At 57.9% G+C, this 10,803-nt stretch carries 12 protein-coding genes and 1 pseudogene; 3 read left to right on the forward strand and 10 right to left on the reverse strand.

The window, feature by feature from the left end; translation table 11 throughout:
- Positions 1-286 precede the first annotated feature (286 nt).
- The gene (locus GWK63_RS16925) at positions 287-1,303 is read right to left on the reverse strand and encodes an IS110 family RNA-guided transposase (RefSeq protein WP_166498201.1); all 1,017 of its coding nucleotides are present in this window, start codon (positions 1,301-1,303) and stop codon (positions 287-289) included.
- Positions 1,304-1,514: 211 nt separating this feature from the next.
- Here GWK63_RS16925 and GWK63_RS16930 point away from each other — a divergent pair, with 211 nt between their 5' ends.
- The 3 genes from GWK63_RS16930 (at position 1,515) to GWK63_RS16940 (ending at position 5,452) form a co-directional block, all read left to right on the forward strand.
- Positions 1,515-2,615, forward strand: a complete 1,101-nt coding sequence (locus tag GWK63_RS16930) for a Fic family protein (protein WP_007400732.1) — start codon at positions 1,515-1,517, stop codon at positions 2,613-2,615.
- 378 nt (positions 2,616-2,993) lie between these two features.
- Positions 2,994-4,439, forward strand: a complete 1,446-nt coding sequence (locus tag GWK63_RS16935) for a tyrosine-type recombinase/integrase (RefSeq protein WP_007400730.1) — start codon at positions 2,994-2,996, stop codon at positions 4,437-4,439.
- A gap of 86 nt (positions 4,440-4,525) precedes the next feature.
- Complete coding sequence (locus tag GWK63_RS16940) at positions 4,526-5,452, forward strand: ketopantoate reductase family protein (RefSeq protein WP_007400729.1); 927 nt, start codon at positions 4,526-4,528, stop codon at positions 5,450-5,452.
- A gap of 186 nt (positions 5,453-5,638) precedes the next feature.
- Here GWK63_RS16940 and GWK63_RS16945 read toward each other — a convergent pair whose 3' ends face one another.
- From GWK63_RS16945 to GWK63_RS16985, 9 genes and pseudogenes are all read right to left on the reverse strand, one after another.
- Entirely contained in the window at positions 5,639-6,031 is a 393-nt protein-coding gene (locus GWK63_RS16945) for a type II toxin-antitoxin system death-on-curing family toxin (protein ID WP_007400727.1), read from the reverse strand.
- Positions 6,028-6,255, reverse strand: coding sequence for an AbrB/MazE/SpoVT family DNA-binding domain-containing protein (locus GWK63_RS16950; RefSeq protein WP_007396477.1), 228 nt, complete (start codon positions 6,253-6,255; stop codon positions 6,028-6,030). The genes GWK63_RS16945 and GWK63_RS16950 overlap by 4 nt, the downstream gene beginning before the upstream one ends.
- A gap of 173 nt (positions 6,256-6,428) precedes the next feature.
- Positions 6,429-6,812 (reverse strand): type II toxin-antitoxin system VapC family toxin, encoded by a 384-nt coding sequence (locus tag GWK63_RS16955; protein ID WP_040000190.1) that lies wholly within the window; start codon positions 6,810-6,812, stop codon positions 6,429-6,431.
- Positions 6,809-7,147: a type II toxin-antitoxin system Phd/YefM family antitoxin gene (locus tag GWK63_RS16960; protein WP_007400724.1), complete on the reverse strand. Its 339-nt coding sequence runs from the start codon at positions 7,145-7,147 to the stop codon at positions 6,809-6,811. The genes GWK63_RS16955 and GWK63_RS16960 overlap by 4 nt, the downstream gene beginning before the upstream one ends.
- A gap of 8 nt (positions 7,148-7,155) precedes the next feature.
- Positions 7,156-7,786, reverse strand: a pseudogene (locus GWK63_RS16965) (tyrosine-type recombinase/integrase).
- 155 nt (positions 7,787-7,941) lie between these two features.
- A complete protein-coding gene (locus tag GWK63_RS16970; RefSeq protein ID WP_007400721.1) occupies positions 7,942-8,247 on the reverse strand; it encodes a CcdB family protein in 306 nt (101 codons plus the stop codon).
- The gene (locus GWK63_RS16975; protein WP_010512663.1) at positions 8,248-8,448 is read right to left on the reverse strand and encodes a type II toxin-antitoxin system CcdA family antitoxin; all 201 of its coding nucleotides are present in this window, start codon (positions 8,446-8,448) and stop codon (positions 8,248-8,250) included.
- A gap of 186 nt (positions 8,449-8,634) precedes the next feature.
- Entirely contained in the window at positions 8,635-10,005 is a 1,371-nt protein-coding gene (locus GWK63_RS16980) for a hypothetical protein (protein ID WP_007400719.1), read from the reverse strand.
- A gap of 357 nt (positions 10,006-10,362) precedes the next feature.
- On the reverse strand, positions 10,363-10,770 hold the full coding sequence (locus GWK63_RS16985; protein ID WP_050800838.1) for a PIN domain-containing protein: 408 nt from the start codon (positions 10,768-10,770) through the stop codon (positions 10,363-10,365).
- Positions 10,771-10,803: the final 33 nt, after the last annotated feature.

The raw sequence follows: 10,803 nt of genomic DNA on the forward strand, positions 1-10,803 counted from the left end.
CAACGCATGGAGCCATGTGTGGACGGCCCTGACGATGCAAGTGGAAAGTATGATTTTGGTGGTCGGGTGCAGCCATGTGTCCGGCCTGTTTGCGCAGCCCGGGGGCTGCTGGCCCTGATGAAGTCCGCGGATTGGATCCCTGATCACCTCTGCGCGCTTTTGCTGCGCTTGGTCCCGTCGGGTTTATCCTCTCCCCGGCCTGACCGGTTCGCCATCATATCTCACCACTCCGCACATTCACCTTCGTCGCTTCTGGTGTTCGACGAGGGCGAATCTCTGAATTCTTTCAGGCGCTCCTGGCGTTGTATGCATTGCCCGTTGTGAGGAATGCCCAGACAATCCTGGCAGTCTTGTTGGCGAGAGCGACAGATACGACACGCGCCGCCTTCTTCTCGAGCAACTTTGCAGCCCATTGACGACTGGCATTTTCCTTGCGTGCAAGACGGATCACCGCCGTGGCGCCCAGCACGAGCAGGCGTCTGAGATAGCTATCCCCCTGTTTGCTGATGCCAACCTGTCGTTCCTTGCCACCACTGCTGTGACTTTTGGGCGTCAGACCGAGCCACGCAGCGAATTGACGGCCTGACCGGAAAGTCGAGGCATCCGGAACGGCCGCGACGATCGCGCTGGCAGTGATCGGGCCGATACCGGGAATGCCAGCCAACCGACGGCTGACACTGCTTGCCCGATGTTCCGCGACGATCTGCTTCTCGATATCGTCGATGCGTTGCTCAAGAGCCCGCAGATGCGCGACAATTTCCTGAAACAGTTTCCGAGCGGGCTCGGGTAACATCTCCTGCTCCGCATGCAGCAATGTCATCATCTGGTTCAGGCCCGCGACGCCAGCTGCCGATATAATACCGAACTCGGCAAGGTGCCCCCGCAGGGCATTGACCTGCATGGTTCTTTGACGCACCAGCAAATCCCTCGTCTTGTGCTGAAGCAACGCTGCCTGCTGAGCCGGTGACTTGACTGGCACGAAGCGCATCGTCGGGCGGGTCACCGCCTCGCAGATCGCCTCGGCGTCAGCGGCATCAGTTTTACCCCGCTTGACGTAGGGCTTCACATAGACCGGCGGCATCATCCTGACCGTATGTCCGAAAGCCGCAATCGAGCGCGCCCGGTAATGCAACGTGCCACACGCTTCCATACCGACCAGGCATGGCGGGAGTGTTTCGAAAAACCGGAGAACTTCACCGCGCCGTAAGCGACGGCGTACGAGAATGTTCCCAAGACTATCGATCCCATGCATCTGAAAAACATTCTTGGCCAGGTCGAGGCCAATCGTCGAAATCGTTCCCATAGGTGGCTCCATGCGTTGCAGACGGTGACGATTTCATCCTCGCACATTTCGTGCGGGGGCCGTCCACAACATCACCTCTCATTATGGAATGCTGCGGGCCACTCTGGGTTCGTACGCAGCATAATCCGTCACGCCGAAGGATCGATAGATTAGACTTCTATCAATCATAAAAATGCGATAGAATGATTGATAGAGCCTTGGGATATCAATCATGCTTTGGAATTGGCAGCTTCCGGACTGGCCACATTTTCACTTCGAGAAAAGCTGTCTGCGAGACGCCGAAACGGAGTTCCTGAAAAGTTCAGGCGTGGTCGTCGGTGCGATGCAGCATCTGGACAAAGACGCCAATCAGCATCTTGTCGTTCAACTCATGTCGCAAGAAACGGTCGAGAGCTCCGCTATTGAAGGCGAGGTGCTTGATCGGGCCAGTGTGCAATCGTCGATTGCGCGACACCTTGGCTTCGCCACAGACAGGCGACGTTCTACGCCAACTGAGGCTGGGGCCGCTGAATTGATGGCGGACCTCTATCGGCATTATGCGGCCCCTTTGACTGACCAGAGTCTCTTTGAGTGGCATGCCATGCTCATGAATGGTCGGCGAGATCTGGATGTCATTGGCAGGTATCGGACGCATGCCGAGGCAATGCAGATTATCTCCGGCCCCATCCATGCGCCGCACATCCACTTCGAAGCCCCGCCATCTCGAAGCGTCCCTTCGGAGATGGCGCAGTTTATCGGCTGGTTTAACAGGACCGCCCCAGGCGGGATCGACCCCTTGCCCGCGATTGAGCGGGCTGCGATTGCCCATCTGTGGTTTGAGACCATTCATCCCTTTGAAGATGGAAATGGTCGCATCGGACGGGCTATTGCTGAAAAAGCATTGGCGCAAACCCTCGCAGCCCCAACGCTGACGGCGTTGGCCGCGACCATCAATACATACAAGAAAGCGTATTATCTCGAACTGCATCGGGCCAGCAAGACGAACCAGATAGAGAACTGGATGGTCTGGTTCTCTCAGGTCGTGTTGGAGGCGCAATCCCGCACGCTTCGGAACATCCGGTTTCTTATTGAGAAAACGCGGTTTCTGGATCGCTTACGCGGAAAACTGAACAGTCGTCAGGAGAAGGCCCTGCTTCGAATGCTGGCAGAAGGGCCTGATGGTTTTCAAGGTGGCCTGAGTGCCCAGAATTATCGGTCGATTACAGGGGCGACGTCTGCCACGGCGACGCGTGATCTGGTTGATCTGGTGGCGCTTGATGCTCTTATTCGGACAGGAGAAAACCGGTATGCCCGGTATTCTCTTCGTCTCTGACAAACATGTAGTTTACTGTTCAGCCACGAAAAAACCTTCAAGGTCGCTGCTTATGGACGCGGATAATCTGACAGAGCTCCCGACCGCGCTGGATAGCATTTTCTGCCACGATTAACTGGACGGTGCCAAATAGGTGGTTGGTAAAATAGGATTTCTGTTCCCATTCATGAGGCATTTCGACAAAAATCCCAAAATGCGCTTGTTCCAGAGCCTTTCCACCCTACCTGCCTGTCTGCCCCTCCCCTGCTGCCCGCGTAGCGGTCGGCTCTGTCCTGCCGAACCGATCGCCCAGCCTAGGCCGGGCCAGCGGAAAAGAGGCAGGGGCGACCCCGGTCACCTTTTCTGCACCCAGGGGTCTTCGGACCGGGAAAGCCGGTCATGCTGAGCGACATCCGCATCCTCGGCTCCAGCAGGCGCGCGCAGGCCGCGCTGCACGCCCGCGTTGACCATTTGACACGACAGCGTCTGGCCGAGACACAGGACCCGGCGCGCTGGTGCGAAATCCTCTCGACCGCGCGGTTCACCCCGCCCCTGCCCCTGCTTCTGGCGGGCATCGAATTGCCGGACGGGACCTATTCCCCGGATACCCCCCTCGCCCAGGGCGTGCCGTATGCGTCGGCTGCCCAGCAGATGGCTCAGGACCATGTGGCCGATGTCCCATCGGGGTTCGAACTGGCTGTCGGACTGGAAATCGACGACGGTACGCCCAGCTTCCTGGCCTGGTTCCGGCCGATCCAGCCCGTAGGAGCCTGTCCCAAGACGTCAGACGCATCGCCTCCTGCGCCCGTCGGCCAGCCGGCTGCTGCCGTCGCGCAATGGTTTTCCGTCGTCTCGACACAGCCTGTGCCCGAACATGATGGCCGCCTGGCCACGGCCCGTCAGGCGGCCGATGCTTATATGCACCGCAGCAAGGCCGAAAACACGCTGCGCACCTATCGCGCCGCCGTGCGGTCCTGGTGTCGCTGGGCTGCCGGTCATGCCCTGCCCGCCCTGCCGGCCCGCGGCGAGGATGTTGCCGCCTATCTGGCCGACATGGCGCTGCAGGGCCGCAGGACCAGCACCATCGACCTGCATCGGGCCGCCCTGCGCTACCTGCATCACCTGGCGCAGATTGCCGTACCCACCGCCCACCCGATGGTGACCGCAACGCTTGCCGGCATCCGGCGGGAGGCAAAGGAGACCCTGCCCCGCCAGAAAACCGCGCTCACCTGGGACAGGCTGGTCCGGGTCGTCGAAGCCATCAGTCCACATGATCTGGTCGGTGCGCGGGACCGGGCCATTCTCCTGATCGGTTTTGCTGGCGCGTTCCGGCGCTCCGAGCTTGCTGCACTGAAGGTGGACGACATCACGGTGGACGAGGGTGGCATGCAGATCCGGCTGGGCCGGTCCAAGGGTGATCCCCAGCGCAAGGGTACTCTGATCGGCATCCCGCGGGGCCTGACCCGGAACTGCCCGGTTCTGGCATACGAGACCTGGCTCCGGCAGGCCGGGATCACGGAAGGTCCGGTCTTCCGGCGCATCTGGTCCGCGCGGGGCCACAGGGCGGGAGTCACTCCCGTCGGAGCCCCGCCCAGGATCGGGCCGCACGCCCTGTCGGACCGGGCAGTCACGGACATCATCCGCAAACGATGCGGCGACACCCACCTCGAAGGGGATTTTGGCGGGCACAGCCTGCGCCGCGGCGCCATCACCACGGGAGCGAAAGACGGGTATGATCTCCTGGAACTGAAGCGCTTCTCGCGGCACAAAAGCCTTCAGGTCGTCGAGACCTATATCGACGCGGCCAGCATCAAGGCCCGGCACCCGGGAAAATCGAGATTCTGAGTCTGTCTTGACCCCTGGCTCCAGAGCGCTTCAACGTGTCTTCAACTGCAACACGTCAGGGCGGATCAAAGAGAGGAAACAGCGTGATGGGCTCCAGAATTCTTGTTGTCGGCGCGGGGGCCGTGGGTGGGTATTTTGGCGCCCGCATGGCCAGCGCCGGGCATGACGTGACCTTTCTGGTACGCGAAAGGCGCCTGCAGCAGCTCCGTGCCGAGGGGCTGTGCCTGATCAGTTCCGTGGGCGACGCCACCATCGCCCCCCGGATGGTGATGGCCGGTGGGATTGAGGGTCCCTACGACATCATCCTGCTCAGCGTAAAAGCCTATTCCATGACGGCGGCAATGAACGATTTCGCGCCTGCGGTGGGACCGCAGACACGGATTGTCCCGCTTCTCAACGGCATGCAGCATCTTGATATTCTGGCAGACCGCTTTGGCCCTGCCGCGGTCATGGGAGGCACGTGCTTTATCGTCAGCATGCTTGATGCGCAGGGGCGCATTGTCCAGACGGGTTCTCTGCCCCGTCTTTCGATTGGAGATCGGGTAGGCGGCGATACGCCAGTGACACGCAGTATTGCGGAAGCCCTGTCGGGTTCCGGATTTGAAACGGTGTGTTCCACCCACATCCTGCAGGACATGTGGGACAAATGGGTCCTGCTCGCCTCCCTGGGCAGCATCTGCTGCCTGATGCGCGGAACCGTGGGGGATGTCGCCAGCCAGCCAGCAGGTCAGGCCTTTGCGCAGGCGGTCATCCATGAATGTGCGTCAACGGCGGCGGCGGCTGGTTATCCCCTACGGGATGCCACGCTGAAGGGCACTGTCAGTCTCCTGACGAAAACGGACTCCACCCTGACGTCCTCCATGTTCCGGGATCTGCTGCAGGATGCTCCTGTGGAAGCACAACAGATTATTGGTGACCTGGTCAGGCGGGCATGCGCGCTTCAGATCCCTACGCCCATCCTGGATCTCACCGATCTGAATCTGCGCGTGTATGAACAACAAAGGCACGCATGAAGAGGCACAGTGCAGATACGACGTCCCAGCGGACATATCCACTTCACAGATCATGCCCGCCTTGCTCAAAGATAATTTCTCCCTGCATGAACAGCCGGAATGGAACGTCTAACTTGAGGGAAATCTGACAGTTCGTTGAACGGCGGAGATGAGGCGTAAGCGGACATATCCGTGTCAGCAATACTCTTATGGAAGTTGATGCTTCCGCAGCCAAATGGCGAATTCTGTCTCATCGATTTTTCTTTCGACCAGAGCGACCATGCGCTCCACCACGTCAGGCGCAGTGATGGCGACGTTCTGGCCGTTTGCTTTGAGAAACAACACACAGCAGGCCCAGCCAGTCCGCTTGTTGGCGTCATTGAACGGGTGGTTGCCCGCAATGCCGAAGGCATAGGCGGCGGCGATGTCAAACAGATCGACAGGAACTGGATCCGCGTAGTGATAGCGGTTCAACGGTCGGTCTAACGCGCTATGCAGCAAGTCCGCACTTTTGATTCCCTGCGCGCCACCATATTCGCGCAAGGCGCAATCATGCAGGAACAGCACAGCATCAACCTCGAGAAACTCCGGTTCGTTCACCGTTTCGCCAGTTCCTGAAGTGCGTCAGCCTGTTCGCGCAGCACTTCACGGGCAAGATCCATCTGGCGTTCGAGCTTGAGGTTGCGCTTCACCAGCTTAATGCCGTCAGCCAACTCGACCAATGTGAGTTCTTGCCCGATCTCCAGACCCAGTCGAATACGGGTCTCCGCCGGCAGCGTGAGCCCGACCGAATTGCCCTGCTTGCGCAGAGTGACCGTTTCCATGGCGCTCTCCTATCTTACGTCTCGTAAGATAATGAAGTTTGGATCACAATACCAGACTTCTGTTCTCTTATCCCGAGGCTAAATTGCGTGATTGTCACGATGTCCGGTATTGAAAAGGAAAAATGGGCATCCCGATGATCAACATGAAGGCATATTCTGACGGCAGTTCTGCTTCACGAACAGCGTATTCGCTTGATGGGGTAATGATCCATTTGTCCGTCTTCCGAAAGGAATGTGGCGTGTTCAACTTGCGCCTGCGCCATCAGGAGGTGGTCAAACGGATCACGATGATGCAGAGGCAAAGACATAAGGATCTGCAGGTGTTCGGGTTGTATTTGCAGCAGAGAGAAACCTTCCTCAGGAATGGCTGCCAGAATGTCGTTCATATCCGCATCCAGTTTTCCAATACGGATTTTGATCGCAATCTCCCATAATGACACGATGCTCACCAGAATATCGTGGGCCGGATCTGCGATGATCTCCCGTGCATTCTCACCCAGCAGGTTGGAGTCCGAAAGCCACCACAGCAACGCATGCGTATCGAGCAAAACCTTCACAGGCCGCGTTCCATACTTTCAAGAATATCTGCCGGTGTCTGATCAAAATCTTCGCTCATTCTGATCCGCCCGCGCAATGCGCCTGGTTGACGACGGGGACGATAGGAAGAAGCTGGCGGCCGCAGTTCAGCGACAACCTGGTCGTGAGACGTCACGAGGATCGTGCTACCCTGTCTGACCTGACGCAGATACGCCGTCAGGTTTCCCCGGAACTCCCGAACACCGATTTTCTGTGGAGATGATGCGTTATCTGAAAGATGCTGGCTCATGGTCTCCTCCTTATGTGTCATCATAGCATGTACACACAGGGAGGAGGTAAAAAATTCCCGAGGCATATTCGATTTCAGAGATCCGTGGCTTCCGACAGTGCCAGAGCGTCCTCGACATCCACCCCAAGGCATCGAACCGTACTATCCAGTTTTGAATGACCAAGCCGGATCTGCACTACTCGAATATTACCGGTTCGTTTGTAAATCATGGCAACTTTCGTGCGGCGAAGTGAATGAGTTCCATATTCACCAGGTATAAGTCCCACCGCTTGAACCCATTGATCCAGAAGCCGGGCGTATTGCCTTGTGCTCAGATGAGCTTGGGCGGCTTGGAAAAACATACTCATTCAAGCCACCACCGCGATGCTTCAGCCACGCTCGCACACTTTCGCGCGTCGTTTCCGTAATCTTAAACTGCACAGGTCGCCGGGTTTTCTGCTGCTCGACCATGGCCCGGTGACGCACCTGACCGCTGGTAACGATGTCGCCGATACGAAGACTGACAAGATCACAGCTTCTGAGTTTGCTGTCGAGAGCAAGATCAAACAACGCTCTGTCTCTGACACGCTGTTCGTTCCCGAGCCAGAACCGAATAGCCCAGACATGCTTTTCTTTGAGCGCCGGCTTGGCGCCAACCATTTTTCCTGCATTCCAGGGCACGGACTTCTTCAGCGTAGGCGTTGGAAAACGAGTTGTCTTCTCCATGATACTTTCTCCTGATCAGCTGCTGATGCAGCAATCAGAAGTCTGGATGATAATATCGGCGGATAACGAGAACTATTGCCGACCGCCCGCTTTCTGGAAGTCCGAATGGCTCCGCTTATGACCGACATGAGGCGTAAGCCGATCACTGTCGCGTTTTAGAAACCTGCGAGAAGCAGATCGAGCGCCTGAGTAATTTCGTCCTGACAAAGCGACAATGAAGCAATGATCTTCGTCAGATCACGGTCAGGAACTGCGGCCATAAACTGCGTCATCATGACGAAGGGACAGTCGTCAACCATAAACACCGGGTTCAGCCTCTTGGCAGGCTTTGGTGCGGTTCTCTGCGGCAGCAGCGGAACAACGACACGGGTACCCAAGGCGTCCAGAAGATCTGCCTGCACATCCAGAACGAAACGTGCTTCTCCCCGTCCGGCCAGACGATACACATCAAAACGGGCCATTTAGAAGTTCCGATAGTCCGCCAGGGGAAGCCCGTTCTCTTCAACATACTGCCGTGAGGCTTCGAGGGAAGCGCGATTGTCTGCCAGCCATTGCTGAGCACGGATCGACGCGATAGCTGACTTAAGCCCCTGCTCGCAGGCCTGCGATATGTTGAGATCTAACGACTTGGCTTCTTCGAGCAGCTGAGCGGGTAGCGTCACATTTGTGGGGCGACGTGATGGAGTGCCGGAATGCACGCGAACCATAGCTTTGCTCCTATTATACTGGCAACCAGCATATAGCACATGTTTATGCGCATTTGTATGCTCATATTTTTATGCGAAGGTACGACCGTTTTCTGGAGGCCTCAACGGCTTTCCTTATGGCCGACATGAAGCGAAAGCGGACTATTTCCTGAGCCTGATGATTCCGAGTTCGTTCCACATCCACCCGAAATCGTAGGCAGCCATGGCACCGCCACTCCCTTGGGCGTGGACCGTAGTGTTTTCGATATCCTTCAACCAGATGGCCACCTTTTTACGTCCTGAGGCTGTCTGGACGGCCTGGCGCGGCGTCAAATCCCCCAGGGCCGGGACTGGCTCATCAAGCACCTGCCGATAGTGCCGCTCCAGCATCTGCCCGATAATCCGGGCTTCCTCCTCGGGCGGGATCTGCAGTTCTGGCGAGACCTCCCGTCCATGCGTCCCCCGGTCTTCCATCGCCTGCGCCGGCGTCATGATCTGCGTGAGCGGAGCGCGCACGAGATCTCCCAGACCAGCCTGCAGCATGGCACGACCACGTTCGGCACGCTCTTTCGAGTTCACCTGCAGCCGCAACTGCCGCCCCTTCAGATCCAGCGTGCCCAATACGATCGCACCATCATCCATCTCCGTGCGCAGGAACCGCCCGTTTTTATCCCGTCCAGCCTTGCGCACGGGATCGCTCATCGGCTCTTTCAGCCAGTTCCAGAACGACCGGCTCTCTGCCCGCAGGGCTGCCATCCCGTCAAGCACGTCCGCCACTGTCTTCTGCGTCACGCCTTTTGCCAGCGGAAAACACACTTCATGGAAGACCAGATCCTCTCCGTCCCCATTGAACAAAGCTGGGCCCTCCATCTGCCGGGCCATGTCCTCCAGTGTCCGGAACAGCCAGGTCAGCGTGAACATCGGCGCAAGCTCACGCAGGGTCTGCGTATCGACTTTCGGAAACTCCGCCTTGCCCCGTCTTTTCCGCAGAGCCCTGTAAAGGTTCGCAGCCAGATCTTCGCAGGCACCCCGTGAATAGGCGAGTAGCCCGCCTGCCAGAATGGTCTTCCCATCGGACGGCACCAGACGTGCTGCAATCCGGTCCCACTGCTCCAGTGTCCGGGTTGCCGTGCCTTCATGCACCAGAACCGGATCAGCACCCCGCAGCAGGTCACGCGCCATCAGGCTCTGGCCGGGTTTGATGTCCGAGACTTCATACAGGCTCATGACCGAAGCCTTGAGGGCACGCATGTAGGCGCTGTTACGCGGCCCTTCCTTCCAGCCCCGACGCTTGAGGTAAACGTCGACGAAGTTCCGGCCATCATCCCGGTCCTGCCCGAGAAAATCCTCAAAGGCGCAGCCCCATAGCGTCATGGCGACGTCAGGACCGATCATCTCCGCCAGATCCTCGAAGGTGATGTCACCCGCTTCCAGCGCCGGACCGATGTGATCGGCGAGCACTTCGCCAAAACACTCCTGCCAGTCCTCCTGACCGAGATAACGGATCAGTCCCGTGAGTTCGTCTGCGGCCATGGCTGTTACTGCGTTTCCTGAACCTGACTCGGTGAGGCCGGAACGATATCCCGAAACAGGCATCAGGGCACCCTGCCCCACATTCACACACATGTGACCTTCGACAAAATTGCGCCGGATTACCTTTTCATCTGTTTCCTATGTGTTTCCTGCAGGGAATTTCAGACAACAAAAAACCCGCCGTGTGCGAGCGGTTTTATCGTGTCAAATCAAGGATTTGTATCTGGTTTCAGGGGGCCTGCAACCAAAGAAGACTGCTGCTTGTCAGCGGGTTCGTAGAGAAGCTCGCTGCATGACATAGTCGATTGATAAACAATCGTTTTTATCAATATTCTGTCTCGCCGCAGCCTTTCCCGGTCAGACCGTGTCAGTCAACCAGTCCTCGGTTCGAAGACCTTCCACCCGCTGAAATTCCCGCAGATTGCCGGTCACCACAATCAGCCCCCTGCTCCGGGCATGCCCGGCAATCATGAGATCATACGGATCTATGATACGGCCATTCCGTTCAAGAGCAGCCCGAATGTCCGCTGTATGGGCGGCCGCTTCACTGTCGAATGGCAGGACCGCCAGCCTTGCCGCGAAGTGCTCGACCTCACGCCTTGTGTGCACGGGATCAGACGAGCGTTCCGCGCCATAAAGCAGCTCATACAGCACCACGTCCGAGATGCAGAGTTCCTCCGCACAGCTGTTGAACCTCGGACGCAGCCCCTGCGGTCGATCCTGTGAGTGCTGGTTGTAATCTCCCCAAATGTGCTGGTTGAAAATTCCCCAGTTTGAGGACTGTGCGTGATCGTCATG

Source organism: Komagataeibacter rhaeticus, from assembly GCF_011611525.1.
In the GTDB taxonomy this organism is placed as follows: Bacteria; Pseudomonadota; Alphaproteobacteria; order Acetobacterales; family Acetobacteraceae; genus Komagataeibacter; species Komagataeibacter rhaeticus.

Excerpts from the sequence above, each read along its gene's own strand:
- GWK63_RS16925 (WP_166498201.1), bottom strand. The coding sequence starts at position 1,303 with ATGGGAACGATTTCGACGATTGGCCTCGACCTGGCCAAGAATGTTTTT.
- GWK63_RS16970 (WP_007400721.1), bottom strand. The coding sequence starts at position 8,247 with ATGGCCCGTTTTGATGTGTATCGTCTGGCCGGACGGGGAGAAGCACGT.
- GWK63_RS16950 (WP_007396477.1), bottom strand. The coding sequence starts at position 6,255 with ATGGAAACGGTCACTCTGCGCAAGCAGGGCAATTCGGTCGGGCTCACG.
- GWK63_RS16930 (WP_007400732.1), top strand. The coding sequence starts at position 1,515 with ATGCTTTGGAATTGGCAGCTTCCGGACTGGCCACATTTTCACTTCGAG.
- GWK63_RS16940 (WP_007400729.1), top strand. The coding sequence starts at position 4,526 with ATGGGCTCCAGAATTCTTGTTGTCGGCGCGGGGGCCGTGGGTGGGTAT.
- GWK63_RS16935 (WP_007400730.1), top strand. The coding sequence starts at position 2,994 with ATGCTGAGCGACATCCGCATCCTCGGCTCCAGCAGGCGCGCGCAGGCC.
- GWK63_RS16960 (WP_007400724.1), bottom strand. The coding sequence starts at position 7,147 with ATGCCTCGGGAATTTTTTACCTCCTCCCTGTGTGTACATGCTATGATG.
- GWK63_RS16980 (WP_007400719.1), bottom strand. The coding sequence starts at position 10,005 with ATGGCCGCAGACGAACTCACGGGACTGATCCGTTATCTCGGTCAGGAG.